A 26,998-nucleotide genomic window follows, 5' to 3' on the forward strand; every position below is an offset into this window, starting at 1 on the left:
CCGTACGCCCTGCATTCTGGCAGGTGCCGACGACGACGCCCGGCCGCACCCGTCGCGCCCGGGCGTGGCGCGCCCGGCCGGCGGCCCCGGGCGGGCCGGCGCCGGCCCCAAGAAGGCTCAAGCGATGCCCAGTTGCCGCTGCATAGCCTGGCGGGCATGGACACTCTGGATGCTGCCGCCGAGTTGGAGCGGCTCGCCGCCGCCAAGTACCTGCTGTTCACCACCTACCGGAGGAACGGCACCCCGGTGGCCACCCCGGTCTGGGTCGCGCGGGACGGCGACGCGCTGGTCTTCACCACCGTGACGAAAACCGGCAAGGTCAAGCGCCTGCGCAACCGCTCGGACGTGCTGGTCGGCCCGAGCGACATCCGGGGTAACCTGCTCGGCGCGCAGGTCGCGGCCACGGCCGTGCTCGACCCGGTCCGGGCGCCCGCCTACCGCAGGCTGCTGCGGCGCAAGTACGGGCTGCTGTGCGCGATCGCGCTGACCGCGAACGTGCTGCGGTTCGGCAAGGGCGGCACGATCGGGGTGCGGGTCACCCCAGCGTGAGCGAGCCGCTGGGCCGGCCGTCGGCGGCGAGGTCGATCACCTTCGTCACGCTGCCGCTCGTCAGCCGGACCCGGTCCGGGCCGTCCCAGACGGCGTCGATCTCGTCGCCGGAGCGGAAGTCCGCGTGGGCGATCTGCCAGCGGCGGGCGGTCAGGCCGGTGCCCTGGTCGACGTAGACCCACTGGGCGGTGCTCAGCATCCCGGGCTCCTCCTGCCGGACGATCCGCCGGTCGGAGCGGTCGGGCGCCCGCTGCGTCCCGGTGTCGTACGGGGCGTCGAGGAGGATCCACAGCGGCACCGTCGCCGCGGCCGTCAGCAGCACGCCGACGCCCAGGACCACCCGGATCCAGGCCCGCCAGGTGACGCAGTACAGCACCACCAGCAGCAGCGGCAGCGCGCCGGTGAACAGCAACAGCGGCCGGTCGAAGCAGTCGCGCAGCACCAGCAGGCCACCCGGGCGCTCGCCGTACTGCCCGACCGCGCCCAACAGGGCGAGCAGCGCGAGCGCCGCCAGTGCCGCGCGCAGGGCCCGGCGCTCTCCCGCGGTCTGCTGACTGATCACCATGTCGTCAGCCTATTGGTCCGCGCAGTTGGGGAATACGGCTGAACGGAAACGATCGGCGCTGTACGCTGCCGGGCATGTGCGCTGCCACCCGGATGCACCCCGACGAGCCGGTGGTCGACGCGGCCCTGGTGAGACGTCTGATCTCCGCCCAGTTCCCGCAGTGGGAACACCTTCCGATCACCCCGGTCGGCTCCGCGGGGGCGGACAACGCGATGTTCCGCCTCGGGCCCGAACTCGCCGTCCGGCTCCCCAGAGTGGAGTGGGCGGCGGGCTACGTCCGCCGGGAGCGCCAGTGGCTGCCCCGCCTGGCGCCGCGGCTGCCGCTGCCGATCCCCGCCCCGCTCGCCGTCGGCCGGCCCGCCGCCGGCTACCCGTGGGAGTGGTCGGTGCTGCACTGGATCGACGGCGTCAACCCCGCCGTCGGCGTCCTCGCCGCACCCGACGCACTGGCCCGCGACCTGGCCGGCTTCGTCAACGCCCTGCGCGCCGTCGACCCGGCCGACGCCCCGGCCGGCCACCGCAGCGTGCCGCTCGCCTCCCGCGACGGCGCGACCCGCGCGGCCATCGCCCAACTCGCCGGCTCGATCGACACCGCGGCCGCCACCGCGCTGTGGGACAAGGCGCTGCGCCTGCCCGACCACGCCGGACCGCCGCAGTGGATGCACGGCGACCTCACCCCCGGCAACCTGCTGCTCTCCCGGAACGGCCGACTCGCCGCCGTCATCGACTTCGCCCTGATGGGCGTCGGCGACCCGACCGCCGACCTGATCGCCGCCTGGAACCTGCTGCCGGCCGCCGCCCGCCCCACCTTCCGCGCCGCCCTGCGCGCCGACGACGCGATGTGGGCCCGCGGCCGCGCCTGGGCCTTCTCCATCGCCCTGGTGACGATCCCGTACTACCGGCACACCGACCAGGCCCTGACCGCCAACGCCCGCCACGTCGTCCGCGAGGTGCTCGCCGACCGCAGCGTCTAACCGCTCCCCCGCAGCGTCCGCCCGCTCCCCGCGGGTCGGTCGCCGACGGCCGCGAGCAGTCGACGCACCAGCGGGTCGGGGTCGTCGGCGCGCCAGGCGACCGCGACGGCGGTCCGGGCCGCGCCGGGCTCGATCGAGCGGAAGGCGACGCCCCGAAGCCGGATCCGCCGGATGCTCGCCGGGGCCAGCGAGACGCCCAACCCGGCCTCGACCAGCGCGCACACCGTCTGCCACTCCACCGCCTGCTGCCCGATCCGCGGGGTGAAGCCGGCCTCGGCGCACAGCCCGGTGATCCGGTCGTACAACTGCGGGCCGTCCTCCCGGGGCAGCAGCACGAACGGCTCGTCCGCCAGCCCGGCGAGCCGGACGGTCCGTCGCCCGGCCAGCGGGTGGCCCGTCGGCAGCACCGCGACGAACGGCTCCGTGAGGACGGTACGGAAGCGCAACTCCGGTTCGTCCGGCGGTGGTTCACGCAGCAGGCCGACGTCGATGCTCCGGTCGTGCAGCGCGGCGATCTGCGGCGCGCTGGTCATCTCGCGCACGTCCAGGTGCACGGCGGGGCAATGCCGCCGGAAGGTGTCCAGCAGGCCGGGCAGGACGGTCAGGGCGAGGGAGGCCGAGAAGCCGATCCGCAGCCGTCCCGCCTCGCCGCGGCCGACCGCGCGGGCGGCGGCCAGGGCGTCCGTGAGGTCGGTCAGCGCCCGCCGCGCGGCGGGCAGGAGCTCCCGGCCGGCCGGGGTCAGCTCGACGCCGCCGGGGTCGCGGCGGAAGAGCGGGTGGCCGACCTTCTCCTCCAGCCGTCGGATCTGCTGGCTCAGCGGCGGCTGGGCGATGCCCAGGCGGGCGGCGGCGTGGCCGAAGTGCAGCTCCTCGGCGAGCACGACGAAGGCGCGCAGCTGCGGGAGGGGGAGTTCGGGGCGCTCCATACCTCCAGGGATATCAGATCGTCCCGCCGGGAGTGTTGGACGTATTCCCGCAGGCCACCTAGCGTTCCCGGCATGACAGAGCGACGCGCGATCCTCAGCGGATCGACCTTCGAGGAACAGATCGGCTACGCCCGCGCCGTGGTGGACGGCGACACCGTCCACGTCTCCGGGACGACCGGGTTCGACTACGCCACCATGACCATCTCCGAGGACGTGGTCGAGCAGGCCGAGCAGTGCCTGCGCACCATCGCGGCCGCGCTGGCCGAGGCGGGCTGCGGCTTCGCCGACGTGGTGCGGGTGCGCTACCTGCTGCCCGAGCGCGCGGACTTCGAGCCCTGCTGGCCCGTCCTGCGCCGCTGCTTCGGCGAGGTGCGCCCGGCCGCCACGATGCAGGTGTGCGGGCTCGCCGACCCCCGGATGCGGATCGAGATCGAGGTCACCGCCCGGCGGCGGGGCACGAGCGCGCCGACCGGGTAAAAAAACTTCCCGGGTCAAGATCCCCTGCTAGCCTGGATCCATGACCGGACTGCGCGAGCGCAAGAAGGAGCGGACCCGGCGGGCCATCTCCGAGGCGGCCATCGCGCTCTTCCTGGAGCGCGGCTTCGACCAGGTGTCGGTGGCGGAGGTCGCGGCGGCCGCCGAGGTCTCCAAGCCGACGCTGTTCTCCTACTTCCCCAGCAAGGAGGACCTGGTCGTCCACCGCTTCGCCGACCACCAGGAGCAGGCGGCCGACGTCGTCCGCAACCGGCTCGCCGGCGAACCGGTGCTCGACGCCCTCCTCCGGGACTTCCTGACCGGCCTCACCCGGCGCGACCCCGTCACCGGCCTCAACGACCACCCCGCCGTCCTCGCCTTCACCGCCCTCGTGTACGGCACCCCGAGCCTGGCCGCCCGGGTCGGCGCGTACGTGTCCCGCGCCGAACGCTCCCTGGCCGACGCCCTGTACGAGGTCCCCGAGCTCCCCGAACCCCGCGCGCTCACCGCCGAGCTGCTCGCCGCCCAGGTCACCGCCACCCAGCGCGTCCTCGCCCTGCACAACTGGCAGCGCATCCGGGAGGGCGGCCGCACCGCCGACGACCTGCACGCCGAGGCCGCCGGCGACGCCACCCGCGCCTTCGACCTCCTCGCCCACGGCTACGGCCGACCCGACCCCGGCCGGGCGCCTGGCTAGAGTGCCGCGTATGACAACGCGTCACCACAGCTTCGATGCCCTGCACAACTTCCGTGACCTGGGCGGGTATCCGGCCGCCGGGGGGCGGTCCGTACGGTGGGGCCTGCTCTACCGCTCCGACTCGCTCGGCAAGCTCACCTCCCCCGCCGACCTCGACCGGCTGCGGGCCCTCGGCGTCCGGACCGTGATCGACCTGCGCTACCCCTGGGAGATCGCCGCCAAGGGCCGGGTGCCCGAGGTCGACGGGCTGGAGTACCACAACCTGTCGATCGAACACCGCCCGTACGACCAGGCCGAGATCGACCCGGAGCTCGACCCCTGGCGCTACCTCGCCGACCGCTTCGCCGAGGTCGCCGAGGACGGCGTGAAGGAGATCCGCCAGGTCCTGGAGGTGATCGCCGCCGCCGACGCCCCGGTGGTCTTCCACTGCGCCTCCGGCAAGGACCGCACCGGGCTCATCGCCGCCCTGCTGCTCACCCTGCTCGGCGTCGCCGAGGACGACATCGCCGTCGACTTCGCCCTCACCGAGCTCGCCACCCCGCACTTCATCGCCGAGTGGCACGCCGCCCACCCCGACCGCACCCTGCGCTGGCCCGGCTACGGCCGCGCCCCGGAGACCGTCATCCGCCTCGCCCTCGGCGACCTCGCCGCCCGCCACGGCTCGGTCGAGGCCTACCTCACCGGCACCCTCGGCGTCGACCGCGACCGGATCGCCGACCTGCGCGCCCGACTGCTGACCGACTGAGCACCACTGCGGACCGCTGCGGACCGCCGCGGACCGCTGAGAACCGCTGCGCAGGAAGTCGGCCGGCCCGACTTCCTGCGCGGGCGATAACCGGTGGCGGGGGAGGGCGGTCACGAACGACCATGCACGGTATGACCGAACAACCCGCACGATGGACCGAGGCGACCGTCTACCCCGACATGTGGGCCGACCCGGACGACGACCCCCGCAACAGCGAAGGCCCCAGCCCCGACGGCGAACTCGGGAGCCTGCAGGACTACCTGACGAACTACCGGCTGACCCTGCGGATGAAGTGCGAGGGCCTGGACGCCGAACAGCTGGCCCGCCGTTCGGTCCCGCCGTCGACGATGTCGCTGCTCGGGCTGGTCCGCCACCTCGCCGAGGTGGAACGGCACTGGCGCACCTGGCTCACCGAGGACGAGCCGCTGCCGAAGCTGTACGGCAAGCGGGACGCGGACTTCGACGGGGCGGTGGCCGAACCGGCCGTGGTGGAGGCCTCGTTCCGGGACCTCGAACGCGAGCAGGCCGCGACCGACGCCGCGCTGGCCGGGTACGCCGACCTGGGCGAGCGGGTCGGGAAGGACGGGGTCGCGATCCGCGAGCTGCTGGTGCACCGGATCGAGGAGTACGCCCGGCACTGCGGGCACGCCGACCTGCTGCGCGAGTGCGTCGACGGCCGGGTGGGCCAGTGACCGACGCGCCCTGACGACGGACCCCGGCGGCGACGGACCCTAGCGGCGACGCCCCCGGGCCGGCCGGCCACCCTTGCCGGGGCCGGACCGGGGCTTCGTCGCCGAGCCCGCCGGGCCCGCCGGGGCCACCTTCTCGGGCCAGTGGGCCGGGCGGGTGAGGCCGGCCGGAAGGCGGGTGGCGGCGTCGCCGCGGGCGGCGTGGAGCTGGCTCTGGGTGAGGAAGAGCGCCGTGCCGAGGTCGGCGCCGGACAGGTTGGTGTCGCGCAGGTCGGCGCCGATCAGGTCGGCCAGGCGCAGGTCGGCGCCGGAGAGGTCGGCGGCCACCAGCAGCGCCCCGCGCAGGTTGGCACCCTGCAGGTCGGCGCCGCGCAGCCGGGCGCCGAAGAGGTCGCCGCCGCGGTGCTCCCGGCGGCGCGGGACACCGGCGCGGACGAGTTCGCTGGCGCGCAGCAGGAGTTCGCTGACGCGCTGCCGGTGGGCCCGGACGTCGAGGGCGAGGATCTCCTCGGGGGTGCCGCCGGCCAGCCGGTCGGTCTCCTCCAGGGCCTGCCGCAGCTCGGGGTGGACGGCGCGGGCGGGCTCGAAGGTGAGTGCCTCGGTCAGGTACCGGAGGAGTTCGTGCAGCTGCCGGACGACCGGGAAGACCTCGAACATCGGCCCGGCGCTGTCCGGCTCCTCGCGCCAGCTGCGACCGCCGAAGGTCACCTGGGAGACCCGCTGCCCGGCGCCGAAGCAGTCGTAGACGGTGCAGCCCTGGAAGCCGCTGTCACGCAGGCGCGCGTGGATGCCGCAGGTGAAGTCGGTCTGCAGGTTGCGGCAGGGGCTGCCGGCGGCCTTGTTCTCGGCGAAGTCGGCACCGGCGGCGAACGGCAGCGCGGCGCAGCAGAGCCCGAAGCAACTGCCGCAGTCGGACCGGAGCGGGGTCGGCGAGGCCGCCGTGGGGTCCTGCGGCGACTCGGTCTCGCGCACGTTCCGGGGTCCTTCCAGCCGGGCGCCGGAGCGACGCCGTGAACCCCGAAATCCTACTGGTCAGACCACCCCCACGGTCGGTAAGGTGTGAAACGCATCTGAGACTATTACGCGCAAGAGGTGGGCATCATGCAGGAGCCGGACACCGGGGAACTGGTCCGGATGTGGATCTCGGGCTGGGTCGTCTCGCGCGGCTCCGCCGAACCGGTCGACCAGCCCTGGGGCTGGAGCATCGACGTCGGCTCTCCGGCCGGGGAGGTGGGCCGGCACGTGCTGCCCGAGCCGACCGAGGCCGAGGTCCGCAAGATCGCCGAGGCCACCACCGCACCGACCACCTGGCTGAAGCTGTTCGCCGAGGACGCCACCGTGCGCCCCTGGCTGGGCCCGCAGTGGCGGCTGGACGTGCCGGGCTTCCTGATGAGCGTCCCGCTCGCCCCCGAGCGGCCGGAGCCGCCGGCCGGCCACACCGTCACCACCTGGGAGCGCGGCGGCGTCATCCGGACGATGGTGCGCACCGAGGACGGGCAGCTGGCGGCGCGCGGCCAGGCCGGCCTGGCCGGACCGGTCGCCGTGCCCGACCAGATCAGCACCACACCCGGGTTCCGCCGCCGGGGCCTGGGCGCCCTGGTGATGCGGACGCTGCAGTCCGCCGCGCACGAGCGGGGCGCGCGCACCGGCGTACTGGTCGCCACCCCGGACGGACAGGCGCTCTACACCGCGCTCGGCTGGACCACCCACGCCCCCATGGCCAGCCTGGTCCTGGATCCGGAGCCCGCCGAGGACTAGACGTACGGCCGGAGTTCGGCCCGCTTCGGCGGGCGGCCGTCGCCGGAGGAGCGGCCGGTGAGGCGGCGGCCGATCCACGGGCCGAGGTGGGTGCGCAGCCAGCGGGCGTCGGCGCGCAGACGTTCGGTGCGGCCGGGCGGGGCGGCGACGGGCAGCGGGGCGCGCCAGTCGAAGGTGGCGGGGCGGCCGAGTGCCTCCAACACGCCCTCGGCAACCCGCCGGTGACCCTCGGGCGAGAGGTGCAGCCGGTCCTCGGCCCACAGCCGGCGGTCGTCGAAGCAGGGCGCGGAGAAGAGGTCGACCACGGCGAAGCCGTCCTGGCGGCCGAGCTCCTGCACGAAGGCCTTCATCCGCAGGACCGTGGGCAGCAGCCGGGCACTGCCCGCCATCCGGCGGGTGGGGTCGGTGCTGGTGAACAGGACCACGGTGGCGCCGCCGGCCCGCAGTTCGCGGGCGCACTCGCCGAGCAGCCGCTCGACCCGGTCGATGTCGCAGCCGGGGCGCAGCACGTCGTTGAGGCCGCCGGCCAGGGTGACCAGGTCGGCGCCCATGGCGGCGGCGGGGGCGAGCTGCTCGTCGTGGATCTGCCCGATGAGCTTGCCGCGGACGGCGAGGTTGGCGTACCGGAAGTCCCCGTCCGCGCGCTCCGCCGCCAGCGCCGAGGCGACCCGGTCGGCCCAGCCGCGGTAGTGGCCGTCGGGCAGCAGGTCGTCGCACATGCCCTCGGTGAAGGAGTCGCCGAGGGCGACGTAGTCGGCGTAGCTGCGGTGGGTGGTGGGCACGGGCTGGGGCCTCCGCTCTCCTGGGACGGCTTCCGCGGTCCGACGATCGTACGTGCGCGTCGATGCGGCTCCGCAGCGAGGCCCCCCACCTCGGCGCTCATCGCGCGTCGACCGTTCGTTTATCGGCCCGCGCCATCCTGGGGCCACGGGGCGGCGGCCGGCGACGGGGGCCTTGCCGCCGCCCCCGTTCGGCTGCAACGCCTTTGGGACTCGCGCCACCGATCGCCACCGGCCACCGGCCACCGGCCGCCGGCCGCCACCGCGCCACCGGCCCGTCAGGGCGCGACGGCCGCCGCCTCGTCCCCCGCCTTGCGGGGCGTGAACCAGTGCTCGCGCACCGCGTCGGTGGGCCGCTGCTCGCCGAGCGCGGCCAGGCCCCACTCCCCCAGCGCCTCGATGACCGGCCGCAGTTCGCGCCCGCGCTCGGTGAGCTCGTAGACCGTCGCGTTGGCGGGCCGTTCCAGCCGCCGCCGCGCGACCAGGCCCTCGCCCTCCAGCTGCTTGAGCCGGGCGGCCAGGATGTCGGTGGAGACGCCGGGCAGGTCGGCGTGCAGGTCGGTGTAGCGGCGCGGGCCGGCCAGGAGTTCACGGACGATCAGGAGGCTCCAGCGCTCCCCCACCGCGTCCAGGGCGCGGGCGACGGCGCAGTACTGGTCGTAGCTTCGGCGTGACATGTGGATCAGCATAGCCAAAAGGTTGGACTTTCCAAGTGCCAACTTGGTAGAACAAAGCAGAAGCAACGGAGCGGTGGTGACGGTCGGGAGGCCGCAGATGGAGTTTCGACAGTCCAGCAAGCTGAATGGCGTGTGCTACGAGATCCGCGGCCCGGTGGTCGACCAGGCCAACGCCCTGGAGGAGGCCGGGCACACCGTGCTGCGGCTGAACACCGGCAACCCGGCGCCGTTCGGCTTCGAGGCGCCCGAGGAGATCGTCCAGGACATCATCCGCAACCTGCCCAAGGCGCACGGCTACAGCGACTCCCGCGGCATCCTGCCGGCCCGCCGCGCGGTGGTGCAGTACTACCAGCAGCGCGGGGTCCAGGGCGTCAGCGTCAACGACGTCTACCTCGGCAACGGCGTCTCCGAGCTGATCCAGATGGCCGTCACCGCGCTGGTGGACGACGGCGACGAGGTGCTCGTGCCGATGCCCGACTACCCGCTGTGGACGGCGGTGGTCCGGCTGGCCGGCGGCAAGGCCGTGCACTACCTGTGCGACGAAGAGGCCGAGTGGTACCCGGACCTGGACGACATCGCCGCCAAGATCACCGCCCGCACCAAGGCGATCGTCGTCATCAACCCCAACAACCCCACCGGCGCGGTCTACCCGAAGGAACTGCTGGAGGGCATCCTCGACCTGGCCCGCCGCCACCAGCTGATGGTCCTGGCCGACGAGATCTACGACAAGATCCTCTACGACGGCACCGAACACCACTGCCTGGCCGCCCTCGCCGACGACGTGCTCACCCTCACCTTCAACGGCCTCTCCAAGTCCTACCGGGTGGCCGGCTTCCGCAGCGGCTGGCTGGTCGTCTCCGGCCCCAAGCAGCACGCCACCGACTACCTGGAGGGCCTCACCATGCTCTCCGGCATGCGGCTGTGCCCCAACGTGCCCGCCCAGTACGCCGTCCAGGCCGCGCTCGGCGGCCACCAGTCCATCAACGACCTGGTGCTGCCCGGCGGCCGGCTCGCCGAGCAGCGCGACATCGCGGTCCGGGCGCTCAACGAGATCCCCGGCGTCAGCTGCGTCAAGCCCAAGGGTGCCCTGTACGCCTTCGCCAAGCTGGACCCGGCGGTGCACCGGATCGTCGACGACGAGCAGTTCGTGCTGGACCTGCTGCTGCGCGAGAAGATCCACGTCGTCCAGGGCACCGGCTTCAACTGGCCCCGCCCGGACCACTTCCGCTTCGTCACCCTGCCCCGCGCCGACGACCTGGAGACGGCCGTCAACCGGATCGGGCGCTTCCTGGCGACGTACCGCCAGAGCTGAGCGCCTACGCTCGCACCCATGACCGTCCTGCGCTCGATCGCCCTGTTCGTCCTCGCCGCGTTCGCCGAGATCGGCGGCTGCTGGCTGGTCTGGCAGAGCGTGCGCGAGCAACGGCCCTGGTGGCTGGCCGGGTTGGGCGTGGTGGCGCTCGGCGCGTACGGCTTCGTCGCGGCGCTGCAGCCGGACAGCCACTTCGGCCGGGTGCTGGCGGCGTACGGCGGGGTGTTCGTGGCCGGCTCGCTGCTCTGGGGCGTGCTCGTCGACGGCTTCCGGCCGACCCGCTACGACGTGGCGGGCGCGCTGATCTGCCTGGCCGGGGTCGCGGTCATCATGTACGGCCCCAGGCGCTGACCCGCCGCACGAGCGGACGCACCGGACGCACGGCCGGAAGCACCGGACGCGTCGGACACACCGGACGCGTCGGACGCACAGGACACGCAGGACAACAGGACACACCGGTGCCCCGGTGTCGGGCTTCCGACACCGGGGCACCGTCACGACCGCCCGGGACTACCAGCCCCAGCCGCCGCCCTCGCCGTCGTCGTCGCGGCCGGAGTCCCAGCCCTCGCCGACCTTGCGCAGGATGGTGTAGTTGTCGATCCGGGTGCCGTCCTCGGCCAGCGCCGTGACCTTCATGGCCGACTTCTGGCCCAGGTGGGCCGGGGTGACGTCGACCTTGATGAAGGAGTAGCCGGTGTAGCGCACCCGCGACCACTGGATGGTCTCGGAGACCTTCACCCGGCCCTTGCCGTAGTAGTAGGTGTTGACCTCGTCCTGGTGGTTCTCGTGCCCCTCGTAGGTGTCCGGCACGTCGAACTTGTACAGGCTGCGACCGGCCGCACCGGCGGTCACGTAGACCACGCCGTCCTTCTCGGGCTCGATGCTGGCGCCGCTCGGCACCTGCTTCGAGACCTTGTTGCCGAGGATGGCGTCGGTGCGCTCGTAGATGTGGTTGTGGCCGTTGATGACCAGGTCCACCCGGTACTTCTCGAACAGCGGCACCCAGGCCTCGCGGACACCGCCGTCGGAGGCGTGCGCGACGGTGGTGGAGAAGGCGCAGTGGTGGAAGAAGACCACGACGAAGTCGATGGTCTCGTCGCTGCGCAGGTCCTTGAGGGTGCGCTCCAGCCACTTGGTCTGCTTGCCCGCCGAGATGCCCAGGTTGGCCGGGATCTCGTAGGAGACGTCGTTGGCGTCGAGGGAGATCACGCCGACGTTCTTGTAGCGGAAGGTGTAGACACCGGGGACGACGCGCGGGTCCGGGCCGTTGTTCGGCAGGTAGAAGCGCTGGTTGTCGCCGCCGTAGCCGTTGGGCGAGTACCAGGCCTCGACGTCGTGGTTGCCGTAGGCGACCATCCACGGGATCTCGGCGGCGACCGTCTCGGTCTGGACCAGGAAGTCGTCCCAGGTCTTCGCGTTGAAGACGGACTTGTCCGGGTCGGTGCCGGAGCCCGCCGGGTCGGCGTAGCAGATGTCGCCGGCGTGCAGGTGGAAGGACGGCTTCTGCGCCTTGATGATGTGGTCGTTGCCCGCCGCGTGCGCGCTGACGCCCTGGTCACCGAAGGCGGTGAAGGTGAACGGCTCGTACACCTTGCCCCAGCGGTGGTCGCGGGAGGGCGCGGTGCGGAAGGTGTGCAGGGTGGAGATCTGCTGCTGCGAGGCGGGGTCGAAGCCCTCGTGGCCGACGCCGTAGTAGTAGGTGGTGTCGGGGTGCAGGTCCTCCAGCGCCACGTGCAGGTAGTACTGGTCCACCGGCTGGCTGCCCGGGGTCAGCGCCGGGGTGTGCAGGGCGCGGACCTCGGCCTGCACCTTGTGGCTGAGCTCCCACGGGGTCTTGCCGAAGCGCAGGAACGGCTTCTTGACCGGCGCCGGGACCTGCCAGGAGACACGGAACTGGGTGTCCGGCTCGGGGCCGAACTGGAGGTGGCGACCGACCGGCGCGACCAGCGAGCCGTCGATGCCGTCCGTCGTGCCGCCCGTCAGCAGCTGCGGGCCGGCCGGCGCCGCGAAGGCGGTGCCGCTGCCCAGGGCACCGCCGACGGCGACGGCGCCGACGGTCACGGCACCGGCGCGCAGCATCCGGCGGCGGGAGAAGCGGGCCCGCAGGTACTCGTGCTGCTCGGCCATGCTCATGCGGTCGGCAAGCTTGGCCGGCACGCCCATGTTGGGGATATCCATGCGCGGGACTCTGTCAGCGGCGCGTGGATCTGACGCGGACGCCCGGTGAACGGGCCCCAGCGTGTCCCCCATTCGAACGCCAATGTTCGACCATGGTTCGGTAAAGGGCATGTCCGCGTCGATCCGACGCCGGATCATGCTCTCCACCGGCCGGGTCACTTGAGTCGGCGTCGGCGCGGCCCGCCCCCCGGTCGGGGGCGGTGTGCCGGCGGGTCAGGAGGGCTCGTCCCACTGGGTGGCCGTGCGGTTCCCGGTGCCGTCGCAGGTGCGGCAGATCTCGTCCCGGTAGGCGTGCTTGGCGCCGGTCGCGTCCACCCGGTAGCGCACGTACACCCCGGTGCCGTCGCACAGGAAGCAGTTGCCGCCCCCGCCGCCCACCTCGGTGGTGCCGGTGCCCTGGCAGGTCCGGCAGCTGAGGCCGGCGGTCCGGCCGGTGCCCGCGCAGATGCGGCAGACCGTCGTCATCGTCTTCCTCCCTCGCGCGGAGCGCCTCGGTGCCACCGGTCATGCTAGTGGTGCGGGCCGCCGGACCACCCCGGGACGACGATCTGACGATCGGTCAGCTCGGCCCGGCGGCGGACGCTACTCCGGCAGGCCCTCGCGGACCCGCCGGGAGACCGAGATCAGCTGGAGGTCGAGCAGGCCGGGCGGCTCGGCGAGCCCGGGACCGCCCGCGCGCACCCAGGCGGCTATGTCGTCGATCATCTCGTCCATCAGGACGAAGCCGAGCCAGACCGGCCGCCCGCCCGCGGCCCGGCCCTCGCTGGAGGGCCCGACCACCACCACGTTGGACTGGCTGCACACGTCCAGGCACTTGACGGCGCGGACCCGGCCCGCCGCCCCCACCGCCGTCCGCAGCCGCTCGTACTGCCCCGCGTGGTCGACCCCGGGGTGCTTCGCCTCGGTGCCGCAGCAGCAGCCGCGGCAGACGGTGACGGTCACCGGGGAGCCGGCGCCCCGCTTCCGGTCGTGGTCCCGGGCGCCGTCGCGGTCACGGTCTCGGCGGCTCATCGGTTCTGGATACCCCTCGTGGTCGGCGGCGCGCTCTGCACCGGCACTGTACCCGCCGGTCAGGCGCCGTCCACCAGGCCCTTGGGATGCGCACGGTTCGGCGGGGAAGCAGGAGCGCGGGGCCCGCCGCCACCCCTCACTCCCCGGTCATCCGACCGCCTGCGCCGCGGCCCGGCCCGCCGTACGGCCCGAGAAGAGGCAGCCGCCCAGGAACGTCCCCTCCAGCGAGCGGTAGCCGTGCACGCCCCCGCCGCCGAAGCCCGCCGCCTCGCCCGCCGCGTACAGGCCCGGCAGCACCTCCCCGTCCGGCCGCAGCACCCGGGAGGACAGGTCCGTCTCCAGCCCGCCCAGCGACTTGCGGGTCAGGATGTTGAGCCGGACGGCGATCAGCGGGGCGGCGGCGGGGTCGAGGATGCGGTGCGGGGCGGCGGTGCGCACCAGCTTGTCGCCGAGGTAGCGGCGGGCGCCGTGGATGGCGGTGACCTGGAGGTCCTTGGCGAAGGGGTTGGCCAGCTGCCGGTCGCGGTCCTCGACGGTGCGGCGCAGCCCGTCCGGGTCGATCAGCGGCTCGCGGGTCTTGGCGTTCATGCCGCGGGCGAGGTCGGCGAGGTTGCCCGCGACCACGAAGTCGCGCCCGTGCCGCAGGTGGCTCAGGACCGGGCCGGGGGCGCCGGGCAGGGCGCGGCCGAGCACGCCGCGCACGGACTTCCCGGTCAGGTCCGGGTTCTGCTCGGAGCCGGAGAGGGTGAACTCCTTCTCGATGATGCGCTGGTTGAGCACGAACCAGGTGTACTCGTACCCGGTGGACATGATGTGCTCCAGCGTCCCGAGGGTGTCGAAGCCGGGGAACAGCGGGACGGGCAGCCGCCGCCCGCGCGCGTCCAGCCAGAGCGAGGACGGGCCGGGCAGGATCCGGATGCCGTGCCGGGCCCAGATCGGGTCCCAGTTCTCGATGCCCTCGGTGTAGTGCCACATCCGGTCGCCGTTGATCAGGCTGGCCCCGGCCGCGCCGGCGATCTCCAGCATCAGGCCGTCCACGTGCGCGGGCACGCCGGAGAGCAGCTTGGCGGGCGGGGTGCCGAGCCGGGCGGGCCAGGCCTTGCGGACCAGGTCGTGGTTGCCGCCGATGCCGCCGGAGGTGACGACGACGGCCTGGGCGCGCAGCTCGAAGTGCCCGGCGACCGCGCGGGAGCTGGCCTCGCCCCGGCCGGCCGGACTCGGCTCCAGCACCTCGCCGGTGACGGTGTCGACGGCGCCCGCGGTGGCGGACAGTCCGGTGACGCGGTGCCGGAAGCGCAGGTCCACCAGCCCGCGGGCGGCGGCGTCGCGGACCCGGCGCACGAAGGGCTCCAGCAGCCCGGGGCCGGTGCCCCAGGTGATGTGGAAGCGCGGCACCGAGTTGCCGGGCCCGTCGGCGAGGAAGCCGCCGCGCTCGGCCCAGCCGACCACCGGGAAGAACCGCACGCCCATCCCGTGCAGCCAGGACCGCTTCTCGCCCGCGGCGAAGTCCACGTACGCCTCGGCCCAGCGGCGCGGCCAGGCGTCCTCGGGGCGGTCGAAGCCGGCCGTGCCGAGCCAGTCCTGCCAGGCGAGGGCGTGCGAGTCGCGGATCCGCATCCGGCGCTGCTCGGGCGAGTCGACCAGGAAGAGGCCGCCGAAGGACCAGTGCGCCTGGCCGCCGAGCGAGGCCGCCGGTTCCTGGTCGAGCAGGATCACCTTCCGTCCGGCGTCGGCGAGTTCGGCGGTCGCGGCGAGGCCGGCGAGTCCCGCTCCGATGACGATGACGTCGGCGTCCAGGGGCATGCGCAGTCCTCCGTCGCGGCTCGCGGTGGCGGCGGGCCGGGGGGTGCTCCGTCGCCGTGCGCCCGATACTGCGGCCTGCGGTGACGTCCGGTCAACCGGTTGTCGACCGGCCGGTAACAAGCGCGTGCGTGAATTCCGCTCCACGGCGTTTCGGAAATACCTCCGATACACGGTGGAGCGAAATTCGAAATGTCGCGCGAAGCCATCTGACGGAATTTCGGCAATTTCCGCGCAAACCATGGACGTCCGCGAAACCTGGCAGTAACTTACCTGCGAGTAGCTGTGGCCCGGCTCGGCACGACCCCCCACCCGTCGTTTCTCTCCCCCAGGAGGAACCGTGCTCCGCCCTGCCCGGAATTCCCGGCACCTCCGGAATTCCACCGCGCTCGCCGCGGTCGCCCTCGGCGCGGCCCTGGCGCTCACCTCCACCAGCGCCCAGGCCGCCACCCCCGCCCCGAAGCACTACGTGGCGCTCGGCGACTCCTACGCCGCCGGCGCCGGCGTGCCCGGCCAGTCGGCCGGACTCTGCCTGCGCTCCGACCACAACTACGGCCACCTGGTCGCCGGCGCCCTCAAGGCCGGCGCCTACACCGACGTGACCTGCGCCGCCGCCAAGGTCAAGCACATGACGCAGTCCCAGTACGACGCGTTCATCAAGGTCAACGACCCGCAGTTCGACGCGCTGACCGGCGACACCGACCTGGTCACCCTCGGGATCGGCGGCAACGACCTCGCCGCCAGCGACCTCGGCCTCGGCGAACTGGTCGCCACCTGCATCGCCGGCGCGGTGGTCAACCCGCTGGGCACGCCCTGCAAGGACGTCTACCACCACGGCTACTGGGACTGGAGCACGTGGTCCTGGCAGTACGGCAACGACGACCTGGCCGACCGGATCCGCACCACGATCGCCCCGCAGATCGCCGGCACCCTCCAGCAGATCCACGCCAAGGCCCCCAAGGCCAAGGTGCTGCTGGTCGGCTACCCGTCCGTGCTGCCCGCCGACGGCTCGGCGTGCATCCTGCGCCAGCCGGTGACGCCGGGCGACGTCGAGTACATGTACGGCGTGCTCAACAAGCTGAACGCCGCCCTGAAGTCCACGGCGGCGGCGAACGGCGCGACGTACGTGGACACCGCGACGCCGACGGCCGGGCACGACGTCTGCTCGGACGACCGCTGGATCGAGGGCGCGCTGCCCGGCTCGCCCGCCGTGCCGTTCCACCCGAACGCGACCGGCGAGAAGGCGATGGCGGACGCGGTGCTCGCCGCACTGCGGTAGCCGCGCACGGGTACGTCGCGGCACCGCCCGCTCGCGGGCACGTCGCGACAGCCCACGCGGTACGTCGCGGCAGCGCCCGCTCGCGGGTACGTCGCGACAGCCCACGCGGTACGTCGCGGCAGCGCCCGCTCGCGGGCACGTCGCGGCACCGCCCGCGTACGCGGCCCCGGAGAGCCCCGAGGGGCCGGTGACCAGACCCCGGTCACCGGCCCCTCGGTCCCCGCCGTCGCGCGCTATTCCGGCTCGGCGGCCGAGGCGGAGGCGGCGGCCAGCCCGGCCGACCACTTCTCCTCGACGTTGCCGAACTTCCAGTAGGCGATCGCCGCCGCCCAGGTGAGCACGAACAGCCCGACGATGGCGTAGCCCACGAAGTTGAGGTCCAGCCCGCCGATCCAGGCGATCGGCCCGCTGGTGATGTCCAGCTTCTCGCCGAGCAGGCCGATCAGCTCGATCGAGCCGATGACCAGCGCGACCAGCACCGACAGCCCGGTGACGGTCAGGTTGTAGTAGATCTTGCGGACCGGCTTGGAGAAGGCCCACTCGTAGGCGAAGTTCATGAAGGAGCCGTCGATGGTGTCCAGCAGGCTCATCCCGGCCGCGAACAGGATCGGCAGCGTGAGCAGCGCGTACCAGGGCAGCGAGAAGGCCGCCGCGCCGCCCGCCAGCACCAGCAGGGACACCTCGGTGGCGGTGTCGAAGCCCAGGCCGAACAGCAGGCCCACCGGGTACATGTGCCAGGGCTTGGTGACGGCCCTGGTCACCCGGCCGAGGATCCGGTTCATCAGCCCGCGCCGCTCCAACTGGCGCTCCAGCTCGGCCTCGTCGTACTCGCCGTCGCGCATCCGGCGGAAGACCTTGAGGATGCCGTTGAAGGCGCCCAGGTTGATCAGGCCGAGCAGCAGCAGGAAGGTGCCGGAGACGGTGACGCCGATCAGGCCCGTCATCTCGTGCAGCGTCGAGTCGTCGGACTCGACCTGGCCGGCCAGCGAGCGGATGCCGAAGGCCAGCAGCGCGCAGAGGCCGAAGACGATCGAGGAGTGCCCGAGCGAGAACCAGAAGCCGACCGACAGCGGCCGCTTGCCCTGGCCCATCAGCTTGCGGGTGGTGTTGTCGATGGCGGCGATGTGGTCCGCGTCGAAGGCGTGCCGCATGCCGAGGGTGTAGGCGGTCAGGCCCATGCCCGCGCCGAACACCTGGCCGCCGACGGTGTAGTGCTCGGGGGCGACGAGCGCGAGCAGCGTGAACCAGCCGACGACGTGCAGCGCGAGGATGAACCCGCCCATTCCGGCCAGGCGGATCCACTCCTCACGGGTGAGTCGGTCGCGCCAGCGAGGGGCGGTCATCGGGGTGTCCTTTCGGCGGTGCGGGCGAAGCTGGGCCATCTTTCCGCCTTGACACACGTAGTTGCAAGTCATGCGCAATTACGGCTTGCTTTCCGCTCACCCCGGGATCACCACGACCCGTACAGGGCCTCGTAACCTCCCAGGCCTTACTCCGGCCCCTCTACGCGCGGATACTCCCGTTCTACGCGCGAAAACTCGGGCGCCGAACACCTCGACTCCCCACGGAGGAACGGCACATGACGATCCGAATCCGAACCGCAGCGGCCCTCTCCGGCGCGGCGCTGCTCGCAGCCGGCCTCACCACCCTCGCCCCCACCGCCACCGCCACCGCCGCCCCGGCCCCCGCTAGCGCGACCGCGACCGCCGCCGTCAGCGCCACCCCGCACCGGGTGCTGTTCGACAACTCCAAGGCCGAGACCGCCGGCAACGCCGACTGGATCATCAGCACCAGCCAGCCCGACCCGCTCGCCCAGAACGCCAACCCCACCACCGAGAAGAGCTGGACCGGCGCACTGTCCGCCTGGGGCGTCGCCCTGCAGAAGACCGGCCAGTACAGCCTCAAGACCCTCCCGTCCGGCTCCACCATCACCTACGGCACCGGCGGCGCGCTCGACCTCGCCAACTTCGACACCTTCGTCGTCCCGGAGCCCAACATCCGGTTCAGCGCGGCCGAGAAGACCGCGATCATGAAGTTCGTCCAGAACGGCGGCGGGCTCTTCCTGATCTCCGACCACGTCAACAGCGACCGCAACAACGACGGCTGGGACTCGCCGAAGATCATCAACGACCTGCTGACCAACAACGGGGTGAACAACAACGACCCCTTCGGCTTCTCGGTCGACCTGCTCAACATCACCACCGACAACCCGCGCGCGGTCAGCGACGCCACCGACCCCGTCCTGCACGGCTCCTTCGGCGCCGTCACCGGCTCGATCCTGCGCAACGGCACCACCTTCACCCTCAAGCCCGCCGACAACCCCTCGGTCAAGGGCCTGGTCTACCGGACCGGCTACAGCGGCAACACCGGCGCCTTCTTCGTCACCAGCACCTTCGGCTCCGGCCGGGTCGCCATCTGGGGCGACAGCTCCCCGATCGACGACGGCACCGGCCAGTCCGGCAACACCCTCTACAACGGCTGGAACGACCCGGCCGGCACCGACGCCGCCCTCGCCCTCAACGCCACCGCCTGGCTGAGCAAGGCGTGACCACCGCGCGGCCTCGCCAGGAAAACGGCCGCTTCCTCCCCTAGGGTCGGAATGCCGACGCCCGCGGCGCGCACGTACGGCGCACCATCCGTACGCCGGCGCGCCGCGGGCCCGTCGGCGCCCACCCGGCCCGGGACCCGATGGGAGCGGCCATGCCGTCCTACCCCTTCCACACCACCCGCGAGGACGTCCGCATCCCGCTGCCCGACGGCACGCAGCTGGCCGCCCGCCTGTGGCGGCCGGTCACCGACGAGCCCGTCCCCGCACTGCTGGAGTACTCCGGCGGGCGCCTCAGCGACCGAACCGCCGCCGAGGACGCCCGGCGCCACCCCTGGTACGCCGGGCACGGCTACGTCACCCTGCGGGTCGACACCCGCGGACACGGCAACTCCGCCGGCATCCCCGGCGAGCCCGGCGGCGAGCAGGAGCTGGCCGACGGCGCCGTCGTGGTCGACTGGCTCGCCCGCCGCCCCTACTCCACCGGGCGGGTCGGCCTGCTCGGCGTCGGCGCCGCCGGCACCACCGCGCTGCGCCTGGCCGCCCGGGTGCCGGAGATCGTCGGCGCCGTGGTCACCGCGTGCCCCGAAGGCGGCCACCGGCTCGGCGGCGCCGTCCTCGCCGCCGACCTGCACACCCGGCTCACCGCCCTGGTCGCCGACGCCGCCCTGCCACCGGACCCGCGCCACGTCGGCGACGCCTGGCGCAGCCGCTGGCTGACCCGCCTGGAGGCCCTGGAGCCGCCCGTCGACACCTGGCTCGCCGCCGGCGAGACCACCGTGCCGGTCTCCGTCCCCACCTTCGCGATCGCCGGCTGGGGCGACCCGTCCTGCTCCTTCGTGCTTCGGCTGCTCGCCGAGTCCCCCACCGCGCGCGCCCTGATCGGCCCCTGGCCGCACGGCCTGCCCGAGGACGCCCTGCCCGAGACGCTGCGCTGGTGGGAGCACTGGCTGCGCGGCGCCGACACCGGCGCCGTCAAGGAACCCGCCCTGCGCAGCTGGATCGGCACCCGCTGGACCGGCGACGACGCCTGGCCCTCGCCCGACGTCCGCGAGATCCACTACGGCCTGGACGGGCCGCTGCGCACCGCCGGCACCGCCGCCGACGACCGCTTCGTCCACGTCCGCTCCCCGCAGCACACCGGCCTCAACGCCGGCGCCTACGTCCCGCACGGCCGGCCCGCCGACCAGCCGCCCGACCAGCGCGAAGAGGACGGCCGCTCGGTCTGCTTCGACTCCCAGCCGCTGCCCGAGCCGCTCGAACTGCTCGGCGCCCCGACCGTACGGCTGCGGCTGCGCGAGGGCGGGCCGGCGCCCCTGGTGGCGGTCCGGCTCTGCGCGGTCGGCCCGGACGGCACCTCGGAGCTGGTCACCCGGGGCGTCCTGGTCGCCGACGGCCCGGACGTCGAGGTGGAGCTCGCCGCCTGCGCCTGGACCGTCCCGGCCGGACACCGGCTGCGGCTCGCCTTCTCCTCCGTCTACTGGCCGTGGGTGTGGCCCCCGGCTGAGGGCACCGGGTACGCCCTCGACCCGGGCCGCTCCACCCTGAGCCTGCCCGTCCGCCACCTCGCCGCCGACGTCGGCGCCGCGCCCGTCACCTTCTCGACCCCCTCGCTGCCCGATCCGCTCGACATCCACCTCACCGAACCGCTCACCGCCCGGCCCGAGCACGTCACCGTCCACGACATCGGCCGCCGCGAGTGGCGCACCGAGCTCTCCCCCGCCACCGACGGCACCCGCACCCACCCCGACGGCCTGGTCCGCGACGAGCACACCGTCACCGCCTACCGGGTCCTCACCGACGCCCCGCTCAGCACCCAGGCCCGCACCGACCACACCGTCCGGCTGGAGCGCCCCGACATCGGCTGGGACGTCACCGTCCAGACCCGCGCCCAACTGCGCTGCGACGCCGGGCACTTCCTCAGCATCGTGCAGCTGCGGGCGCTGGAGGCCGGATCGGTGCTGTTCACCCGCGAGTGGCAGCACCGGGTGCCCCGGGAGAGGCCCTAAAAGGAAGCCTTATGGAGTTTGCTCTCGCTTCTCCATACCCTTATAAATGACTCCATGAAGACCATCGGCCTGATCGGCGGCATGAGCTGGGAGTCCACCGCCGAGTACTACCGCCTGATCAACGAACTCACCCGCGACCGCCTCGGCGGGCTGCACTCCGCCCGACTCGTGCTCCACTCCGTCGACTTCGCCGACATCGAGCACCTGCAGACGGCCGGGCGCTGGGACGAGGCCGGCGAGGTCCTGGCGGCCGCCGCGCGCTCACTGGAGGCGGCCGGCGCCGACCTGCTGCTGATCTGCACCAACACCATGCACAAGGTCGCCGGCCACGTGGCGGCGGCGGTCTCCGTCCCCCTGCTCCACCTGGCCGACGCCACGGCGGACGCCGTACGGGCCGCGGGCCTGCGCCGGGTCGGGCTGCTGGGGACGGCGTTCACCATGGAACAGGACTTCTACCGAGGGCGGTTGACGTCCGGAGGCCTCGACGTCCTCGTCCCGGACACCGGCGCGCGCGCCCTGGTCCACCGGGTGATCTACGAGGAGCTGTGCGTCGGGGTGGTCCGGGAGGAGTCCCGGGCGGCGTACCGGCGGGTGATCGAGGACCTGGTGGCGGCGGGCGCGGAGGGGATCGTCCTCGGCTGCACCGAGATCGAACTGCTGGTCCGACAGGAGGACAGCCCCGTCCCGGTGTTCCCCACCGCCCGGCTGCACGCCGAGGCCGCCGTGGCCGCCGCCCTCGCCGACCGGTGACGGGCCCCACGGCGACCGGTGACGGAAAAGGCCTTGCGGGGAAGGGCGTTCAGGCGGCAAGATCTTCCCCGACCGAGACATCGTCAGAGGAGGTGAGACCCGTGAAGGCTGTATCGACGTGGGTGCTCCCCCTTTCCGTCACGGTCGGCGACTGACGCAGGCGTCGCCGGGAGCGCCATAGCAAGGCCCTCCCGAAAGGCAACTGCCATGAATACTTTCCAGTTCACTGCCGATTCCGTGTCGAACGGCATCCGCGAGCGCGACTTCACCGTGGGCGGCGTCCCCGGCGTGCTCTGGTCCCCGGCCACCGGCGCCGACCGCGCCCCGCTCGTCCTGATGGGGCACGGCGGCGGCAACCACAAGAAGCACCCCGCGATGTCGGGCCGCGCCCGGCTGCTCGTCGACGGCCACGGCTTCCACGTCGCCGTCCTCGATGCCCCCGGGCACGGCGACCGGCCGCGCACCGCGCACGACGAGGCGGAGATCGCCGACATGTTCCGGGCGCGGGCGGCCGGCGAGCCCGAAGGCCCGATCGTCGTCCGCTACAACGACCACCTGGCGAAGCTCGCCGTGCCCGAGTACCACGCGACCCTGGACGCCCTCCAGCGGCTCCCGGAGATCGGCGCCGACGGGCCGGTCGGCTACTGGGGCATCAACATGGGCACCGCGATCGGCGTGCCGTTCGTGGCGGCCGAACCCCGGATCACGGCCGCGGTCTTCGGCCAGCACTGGCCCGACGCCCTGGCCGAGCACGCGAAGCGGATCACCGTCCCGGTCGAGTTCGGCATGCAGTGGGACGACGAGCACATCTCCCGCGCGGACGGCCTCGCACTGTTCGACGCCTTCGCCTCGACGGAGAAGTCCCTGCACGTCAACTCCGGTAAGCACAAGGAGTTCCCCCGCTTCGAGGCCGACAGCGCCGCTCGCTTCCTCGCCCGCCACCTCGGCCGGGCGAAGGGCTGACCCCGGCACCCCGGGCGCCCGGCCCACCCCGGCCGGGCGCCCGGGCCCGCCACCGGACCCTACGGTGAGGCAATGACCGCACTGGAACGATGAAGGACCCCGGATACGACTTCCTCGGCGAGGACTACGCCTTCGTCACGGGCGAGGTCACCCCCGAGGAGGCCCTCGGCACCCAGGTCGCGCACTTCAACGACCCCGACAGGACCAACCTCTCGGGTCAGAACATCTAGGGCGGCTTCGCCGGCTGAACCCGGCCCGGCGTCCCCTGCTCCGGACCCGCCCCGATGCGACAATGCCCTTACCAGGCAGGCGAGTCGGGGAGGGCGACATGCTGACCGAGACGGTGTTCCGGACCGAGGACGTGGCGCCGCCGGACCGCTTCGAGTACTGGCGGCAGCACGTCGCCCGGATGATCGCGCCGTTCGAGGCCCGCACCGCGCACGCCGCCGACTTCCGGGCGGAGATGCGCGTCCTGCCGCTCGGCGACCTGGCGCTCTGGACGATGGAGAACCCGCCGATGACCGCACGCCGGTCGGCACGGCTGGTCCGCTCGTCCGACGACCCCGAGCTGTACCTCCTGTCGCTCCCGCTCGGCGAGGCCGCCAACGCCGTCCGGTCCGACGGCCTCGGCCCGTACCGCCCGCACGACCTGGTGCTGCAGGACAGCGCGCAACCCAACGTCCTCCAGGTGTGCACCGACGACCCTCGACAGCGGATCCGCGGGGCCTGGGTGACCGTCCCCCGGCAGGCCCTGCCACTGCCGCCGCACAGGGTTGCCGACCTGACCGCCCGTCGGTTGCCGGGGGACGACGGAATGGGGGCCCTGCTCGTCCGACTGCTCACCGGCATCACCGCCGACACCGGCGTCTACCGCGCCACCGACGCACCCCGGCTGGGCGCGGTCGCGCTCGACCTGGTGTCGGCCCTGTTCGCCCACCACCTCGACGCCGAGGACGCCGTGCCGCCGGAGATCCGGCGTCGGGCGCTGGTCCAGCGCATACGGGCGTTCGTCCACGCCCACCTGCACGAGCCGGACCTCAACCCCGGCGCCCTCGCCGCCGCCCACCACATCTCGGTCAGCTACCTGCACCGGCTGTTCGAGGGCGAGGAGGAGACCATCGCCGCCTGGATCCGCCGCCAGCGCCTGGAACGGGCCCGCCGCGAGCTCGCTGATCCGGCCCTGGCCGCAACGCCCGTCCACGTCATCGCGGCCCGCTGCGGGTTCCCCCGCGCCGCGGACTTCAGCCGCGCCTTCCGCGGCGCGTACGGTCTGGCGCCCCGCGACTACCGCCACGACGCCGTGACGCTCGGACGTGGACTCTGAGCCAAGCGGCAGTGGACCGGATGCCAACGACATCCCGGTGTCGACGGAGCAAGCTGATGGTGCGTCCACCGCGGGGGATCGTACGGCGGACGCGAACCCATCAGACCCTCGAAGGGGGACGTCACATGTCCAGCAACGGACTCCGCAAGCACCCGCGGTCGGCCGCCGGGGTCGGCTTCGCCGCCCTGACGCTCGCGCTCACCGCCCTGGGTGGCGGCCAGGCCCTCGCCGCGCCGCAGGGCGGCACCGCCACCGGGACGGACCTGCCCGTCCCGGCCGACGGGACCGCCCTCCGCGCCGACGCCACCGGCCCGATCAACATCAGGAACAGCAGCGGCAAGTGTCTGGAGATCGAGAACTCCTCCAGCCGGAACGGCGCCCGCGCCCAGCAGTGGACGTGCAACGGGCAGGCCGGCGCGGTGTGGCGCCTCGACCTCGTGCCGGAAGCCTCCAACTGGTACTACATCAAGAACGTCCACAACGGGAAGTGCCTGGAGATCGAAAACTCCTCCCACCAGAACGGCGCCAACGCCCAACTGTGGTCGTGCAACGAGCAGGCCGGCTCGAAGTGGCAGGTCGTCGGCACGAGGTACAGCGGCGTCTACGGGCTGAGGAACAGCAGCGGCAAGTTCCTGGAGATCGAGAACTCCTCCGCCAAGAACGGCGCCCGCGCCCAGCAGTGGGAGGACAACCACCAGACCGGCGTGCTCTGGAGGTTCTGATCCGTCGGGAAGCGCCCCGCCCGTCCTGCCGATCCGGATCGGCAGGACGGCGATCACTCCTCCTCCGGCACCTCCACGATCAGCAGGGTCCCCCGGCTGCCCGCCCGCACCGCGTGCCGCGCGCCGGCCGGGACGACGCACAGCTCACCGGCCCGTACGGTCGACTCCGCGCCGTCCACGAGGAGTTCGAGACTCCCCTCCGCGACGAACAGCGCCTCGGTCGTCCCGTGCACCTCCGCCTCCAGCTCCCGCCCGTCCATCCGCAGGACCTTCACCGCCGCCGTCCCGACCCGCCCCAGCACCTGGGAGCGCCAGGCCTCGGGCAGCCGCGCCGCCCGTTCGTTCACATCGACCAAGCTCATGGCCCTGGACGCTATCCGTCCCGGGCCGTCGATTGGTTGACCGTTCGGTAAAACCTCACGATGATCGCTCCGATGAAGGCACGCGCGCTCTACCACGACCTGCTCGGCCACGACGGGCCGCACCGGGACGACATCGACCGCTGGCTCGGCCAGGCGGCCGCACCGGCCTACCTCCAACGCCTGCGGACGGCCGCCGTCCACGGCTCCGCCTGGTGGGCCGACGAGGAGCAGCACGGACCGGACCTCGTCGAAGAGCTGTACGCCCTCGGCCGGCTCGCCGACGTCCTGCTGCTCGACCCGCGACCGGACGACTACCTGCGCCTGTTCACCGCCCTCGGCATGACGCCGTTCGACGGCGTCGCACCCTTCGACCCCTTCCTGCACGAGATCGTCGACGTCGAGCAGACCGAGGACCCGCAGGCGCCGATCGAGGTCCTGGAGGTCCACCGCCCCGGGCTGATGCTGGGCGAACTGCTGTTCAACCGCGCCCGGGTACGGATCCGGGCCGGCGCCGCGCACGCCGAACGCGGGATCGCCGACCGCTTCCCGCTCTACTGGACGTTCCGCCGCGCCGACCGGCCGGTGCACGACCTCTCGCACAGCTGGGGCAGCAACTCCCAGTGGCGCACCGACTTCCGCCTCGACTACCGCACCCCCGACGGCGACCACCTCAACGTCGCCGAGGACGGCTCCGTCGACGGCCGGCCCGACCTCGGCCACTACAAGGAACTGGCCCCCGAGGAACACCTGCTCACCCCGGCCGAACGTCGCGAACTGCTGCGCAACCGCTGCCTGCTGCGCACCCCGCGGGCGGCCGCCGAGCTCGCCGCCTCGCCCGGCTGGGAGGACGAGCTGTTCCCCTACGAGTGGCGGCTGCCGGCCGGGGAGTCGTGACCTGCCGCAGCGGCGCGATCGACGGCCGAGGCCTGATCGATGGCTGAGGCGTCATCGATGGCTGAGGCGTGATCGGCCAGCACCTCGCCGATCACGTACCGGGCGATGCCGGTCATCCGCGGGTTGGTCCGGCGGTAGTAGGCCAGCTCCATCAGCGCGACGGACAGCGCCCAGCCGCGGCCGCGGGCCCAGGTGGCGCCGTCGGCGGCCACCGCCGCCCGGAAGGCGGCGCGGGTCGCCCCGGGGAGCACGTACCAGGCGACGATCAGGTCCACGGCCGGGTCGCCCAGGCCCGCGCAACCGAAGTCGATGACGGCGCTCAGCCGGCCGCGCCCGTCCACCAGCAGGTTGCCGGGCTGCAGGTCGGCGTGGATCCAGACCGGCGGGCCGGCGTGCCCCGGGGCGCGAACGGCCTCTTCCCAGGCGGCGGTCGCGGCCTCGGTGTCGATGGCGTCCGCGAGCTCCGCGATCGCCCTGCGGACCGCATCGTCCCGCTCCGGCAGGGACTCGCCGCGGTAGGAGGCGGGGCCGCCCGCCGGGTCGACCCGGCGCATGGCGGTCACGAAGGCGGCCACGTCGGCGGCCAGCAGGGCGGGTTCGGCCACCCGACCGGCCGCCGGGTTCACGCCGTCGAGCCAGCGGAGGACAGACCAGGGCCACGGGCAGCCGTCCACCGGCCCGCCCCGGGCCACCGGGACGGGCACCGCGACCGGAAGCTCCGGGGCGAGGTGCCGCAGCCAGACCCACTCCTTCGCGATGTCCTCGACGGCCCCCGGGATCCGCGGGACGCGCACCACCAGCTCCGCGCCCAGCCGGAACATCGCGTTGCTCGTCCCGGCCGTCGCCACCGGCTCGACCGGCAGGCCCGCCCAGTGCGGGAACTGCGCGGCGACCATCCGGCGGACCAGGGCGTCGTCGATGTCGAGCTCGTCGGCGTGCATCGTGCGGGAGGAGGACATGGTGACCGAGCCTGCCGGGCCGGCGCCGCTCCGGCAAGCGAATTGACCCTCCGCGGC

Annotated in this window: 28 protein-coding genes and 2 pseudogenes; 18 read left to right on the forward strand and 12 right to left on the reverse strand. The window is 73.2% G+C overall.

The window, feature by feature from the left end; all coding sequences use genetic code 11:
• Positions 1–156 precede the first annotated feature (156 nt).
• A complete protein-coding gene (locus ABTY56_RS03255) occupies positions 157–549 on the forward strand; it encodes a PPOX class F420-dependent oxidoreductase (RefSeq protein ID WP_350625990.1) in 393 nt (130 codons plus the stop codon).
• Here ABTY56_RS03255 and ABTY56_RS03260 read toward each other — a convergent pair.
• Positions 536–1,114, reverse strand: a complete 579-nt coding sequence (locus ABTY56_RS03260; RefSeq protein ID WP_350625992.1) for a hypothetical protein — start codon at positions 1,112–1,114, stop codon at positions 536–538. The genes ABTY56_RS03255 and ABTY56_RS03260 overlap by 14 nt on opposite strands.
• 74 nt (positions 1,115–1,188) lie before the next feature.
• On the opposite strand from ABTY56_RS03260, the gene ABTY56_RS03265 reads away from it, so the two are divergent.
• Positions 1,189–2,088: an aminoglycoside phosphotransferase family protein gene (locus tag ABTY56_RS03265; protein ID WP_350625994.1), complete on the forward strand. Its 900-nt coding sequence runs from the start codon at positions 1,189–1,191 to the stop codon at positions 2,086–2,088.
• On the opposite strand, the gene ABTY56_RS03270 is transcribed toward ABTY56_RS03265, so the two are convergent.
• Positions 2,085–3,014, reverse strand: a complete 930-nt coding sequence (locus ABTY56_RS03270) for a LysR family transcriptional regulator (protein ID WP_350625996.1) — start codon at positions 3,012–3,014, stop codon at positions 2,085–2,087. The genes ABTY56_RS03265 and ABTY56_RS03270 overlap by 4 nt on opposite strands.
• Before the next feature lie 72 nt (positions 3,015–3,086).
• Between ABTY56_RS03270 and ABTY56_RS03275 the strand changes: the two genes are divergently transcribed.
• The 4 genes from ABTY56_RS03275 (at position 3,087) to ABTY56_RS03290 (ending at position 5,622) form a co-directional block, all read left to right on the forward strand.
• The gene (locus ABTY56_RS03275; protein ID WP_350625998.1) at positions 3,087–3,491 is read left to right on the forward strand and encodes a RidA family protein; all 405 of its coding nucleotides are present in this window, start codon (positions 3,087–3,089) and stop codon (positions 3,489–3,491) included.
• Between the two features lie 40 nt (positions 3,492–3,531).
• Complete coding sequence (locus ABTY56_RS03280) at positions 3,532–4,185, forward strand: TetR family transcriptional regulator (RefSeq protein ID WP_350626000.1); 654 nt, start codon at positions 3,532–3,534, stop codon at positions 4,183–4,185.
• Between the two features lie 10 nt (positions 4,186–4,195).
• Positions 4,196–4,930, forward strand: coding sequence for a tyrosine-protein phosphatase (locus tag ABTY56_RS03285; RefSeq protein WP_350626002.1), 735 nt, complete (start codon positions 4,196–4,198; stop codon positions 4,928–4,930).
• 131 nt (positions 4,931–5,061) lie between these two features.
• Entirely contained in the window at positions 5,062–5,622 is a 561-nt protein-coding gene (locus ABTY56_RS03290) for a DinB family protein (RefSeq protein WP_350626004.1), read from the forward strand.
• A gap of 39 nt (positions 5,623–5,661) precedes the next feature.
• On the opposite strand, the gene ABTY56_RS03295 is transcribed toward ABTY56_RS03290, so the two are convergent.
• The gene (locus ABTY56_RS03295) at positions 5,662–6,591 is read right to left on the reverse strand and encodes a pentapeptide repeat-containing protein (protein WP_350626006.1); all 930 of its coding nucleotides are present in this window, start codon (positions 6,589–6,591) and stop codon (positions 5,662–5,664) included.
• A 129-nt stretch (positions 6,592–6,720) separates the two neighbouring features.
• On the opposite strand from ABTY56_RS03295, the gene ABTY56_RS03300 reads away from it, so the two are divergent.
• The gene (locus tag ABTY56_RS03300) at positions 6,721–7,377 is read left to right on the forward strand and encodes a GNAT family N-acetyltransferase (RefSeq protein ID WP_350626008.1); all 657 of its coding nucleotides are present in this window, start codon (positions 6,721–6,723) and stop codon (positions 7,375–7,377) included.
• Here ABTY56_RS03300 and ABTY56_RS03305 read toward each other — a convergent pair.
• Positions 7,374–8,159, reverse strand: coding sequence for an SGNH/GDSL hydrolase family protein (locus tag ABTY56_RS03305; protein ID WP_350626010.1), 786 nt, complete (start codon positions 8,157–8,159; stop codon positions 7,374–7,376). The genes ABTY56_RS03300 and ABTY56_RS03305 overlap by 4 nt on opposite strands.
• Positions 8,160–8,479: 320 nt before the next feature.
• A pseudogene (locus ABTY56_RS03310) lies at positions 8,480–8,833 on the reverse strand (winged helix-turn-helix transcriptional regulator); the annotation flags it as partial.
• Positions 8,834–8,930: 97 nt separating this feature from the next.
• On the opposite strand from ABTY56_RS03310, the gene ABTY56_RS03315 reads away from it, so the two are divergent.
• Together ABTY56_RS03315 and ABTY56_RS03320 are read left to right on the forward strand one after the other, a co-directional pair.
• Positions 8,931–10,145 (forward strand): pyridoxal phosphate-dependent aminotransferase, encoded by a 1,215-nt coding sequence (locus ABTY56_RS03315; protein WP_350626012.1) that lies wholly within the window; start codon positions 8,931–8,933, stop codon positions 10,143–10,145.
• An 18-nt stretch (positions 10,146–10,163) separates the two neighbouring features.
• Positions 10,164–10,496 (forward strand): YnfA family protein, encoded by a 333-nt coding sequence (locus ABTY56_RS03320; protein WP_350626014.1) that lies wholly within the window; start codon positions 10,164–10,166, stop codon positions 10,494–10,496.
• A gap of 159 nt (positions 10,497–10,655) precedes the next feature.
• Here the strand turns inward: ABTY56_RS03320 and ABTY56_RS03325 are convergent, their stop codons facing one another.
• The 4 genes from ABTY56_RS03325 to ABTY56_RS03340 form a co-directional block, all read right to left on the reverse strand.
• A complete protein-coding gene (locus tag ABTY56_RS03325; RefSeq protein ID WP_350626016.1) occupies positions 10,656–12,323 on the reverse strand; it encodes a purple acid phosphatase family protein in 1,668 nt (555 codons plus the stop codon).
• A 213-nt stretch (positions 12,324–12,536) separates the two neighbouring features.
• Positions 12,537–12,788 (reverse strand): hypothetical protein, encoded by a 252-nt coding sequence (locus tag ABTY56_RS03330; RefSeq protein ID WP_030056971.1) that lies wholly within the window; start codon positions 12,786–12,788, stop codon positions 12,537–12,539.
• 117 nt (positions 12,789–12,905) lie between these two features.
• Positions 12,906–13,334, reverse strand: coding sequence for a (2Fe-2S) ferredoxin domain-containing protein (locus ABTY56_RS03335; protein ID WP_350526427.1), 429 nt, complete (start codon positions 13,332–13,334; stop codon positions 12,906–12,908).
• Between the two features lie 147 nt (positions 13,335–13,481).
• Positions 13,482–15,137 (reverse strand): FAD-binding dehydrogenase, encoded by a 1,656-nt coding sequence (locus ABTY56_RS03340; RefSeq protein WP_350626019.1) that lies wholly within the window; start codon positions 15,135–15,137, stop codon positions 13,482–13,484.
• A 337-nt stretch (positions 15,138–15,474) separates the two neighbouring features.
• Here ABTY56_RS03340 and ABTY56_RS03345 point away from each other — a divergent pair, with 337 nt between their 5' ends.
• Positions 15,475–16,413 (forward strand): SGNH/GDSL hydrolase family protein, encoded by a 939-nt coding sequence (locus ABTY56_RS03345; protein WP_350626021.1) that lies wholly within the window; start codon positions 15,475–15,477, stop codon positions 16,411–16,413.
• A gap of 233 nt (positions 16,414–16,646) precedes the next feature.
• On the opposite strand, the gene nicT is transcribed toward ABTY56_RS03345, so the two are convergent.
• A complete protein-coding gene (nicT, locus tag ABTY56_RS03350; protein WP_350626023.1) occupies positions 16,647–17,756 on the reverse strand; it encodes a Nickel transporter NicT in 1,110 nt (369 codons plus the stop codon).
• A gap of 236 nt (positions 17,757–17,992) precedes the next feature.
• Between nicT and ABTY56_RS03355 the strand changes: the two are divergent.
• From ABTY56_RS03355 to ABTY56_RS03385, 7 genes and pseudogenes are all read left to right on the forward strand, one after another.
• Positions 17,993–18,958: pseudogene (locus tag ABTY56_RS03355) on the forward strand (hydrolase); the annotation flags it as partial.
• A 155-nt stretch (positions 18,959–19,113) separates the two neighbouring features.
• Positions 19,114–20,967 (forward strand): CocE/NonD family hydrolase, encoded by a 1,854-nt coding sequence (locus tag ABTY56_RS03360; RefSeq protein ID WP_350626025.1) that lies wholly within the window; start codon positions 19,114–19,116, stop codon positions 20,965–20,967.
• A 54-nt stretch (positions 20,968–21,021) separates the two neighbouring features.
• The gene (locus ABTY56_RS03365; protein ID WP_350626027.1) at positions 21,022–21,717 is read left to right on the forward strand and encodes an aspartate/glutamate racemase family protein; all 696 of its coding nucleotides are present in this window, start codon (positions 21,022–21,024) and stop codon (positions 21,715–21,717) included.
• Positions 21,718–21,924: 207 nt separating this feature from the next.
• Positions 21,925–22,680 (forward strand): alpha/beta hydrolase family protein, encoded by a 756-nt coding sequence (locus tag ABTY56_RS03370; protein WP_350626029.1) that lies wholly within the window; start codon positions 21,925–21,927, stop codon positions 22,678–22,680.
• 89 nt (positions 22,681–22,769) lie between these two features.
• Positions 22,770–22,910 carry a hypothetical protein gene (locus ABTY56_RS03375; protein ID WP_350626031.1) on the forward strand — a complete coding sequence of 47 codons (141 nt, stop codon included), beginning with the start codon at positions 22,770–22,772 and terminating at the stop codon, positions 22,908–22,910.
• A gap of 98 nt (positions 22,911–23,008) precedes the next feature.
• On the forward strand, positions 23,009–24,004 hold the full coding sequence (locus tag ABTY56_RS03380) for a helix-turn-helix domain-containing protein (RefSeq protein ID WP_350626033.1): 996 nt from the start codon (positions 23,009–23,011) through the stop codon (positions 24,002–24,004).
• Between the two features lie 125 nt (positions 24,005–24,129).
• Positions 24,130–24,726 (forward strand): RICIN domain-containing protein, encoded by a 597-nt coding sequence (locus tag ABTY56_RS03385; protein ID WP_350626035.1) that lies wholly within the window; start codon positions 24,130–24,132, stop codon positions 24,724–24,726.
• A gap of 53 nt (positions 24,727–24,779) precedes the next feature.
• On the opposite strand, the gene ABTY56_RS03390 is transcribed toward ABTY56_RS03385, so the two are convergent.
• Positions 24,780–25,088 (reverse strand): cupin domain-containing protein, encoded by a 309-nt coding sequence (locus tag ABTY56_RS03390; RefSeq protein WP_350626037.1) that lies wholly within the window; start codon positions 25,086–25,088, stop codon positions 24,780–24,782.
• Positions 25,089–25,160: 72 nt separating this feature from the next.
• Between ABTY56_RS03390 and ABTY56_RS03395 the strand changes: the two genes are divergently transcribed.
• Positions 25,161–25,982, forward strand: coding sequence for a hypothetical protein (locus ABTY56_RS03395; protein WP_350626039.1), 822 nt, complete (start codon positions 25,161–25,163; stop codon positions 25,980–25,982).
• Here the strand turns inward: ABTY56_RS03395 and ABTY56_RS03400 are convergent.
• Positions 25,949–26,941 (reverse strand): aminoglycoside phosphotransferase family protein, encoded by a 993-nt coding sequence (locus ABTY56_RS03400; RefSeq protein WP_350626041.1) that lies wholly within the window; start codon positions 26,939–26,941, stop codon positions 25,949–25,951. The two genes, ABTY56_RS03395 and ABTY56_RS03400, sit on opposite strands and share 34 nt — an antisense overlap.
• Between the last annotated feature and the right edge of the window lie 57 nt (positions 26,942–26,998).

The organism is Kitasatospora sp. NPDC097691, assembly GCF_040302665.1.
Lineage (GTDB): Bacteria > Actinomycetota > Actinomycetes > Streptomycetales > Streptomycetaceae > Kitasatospora.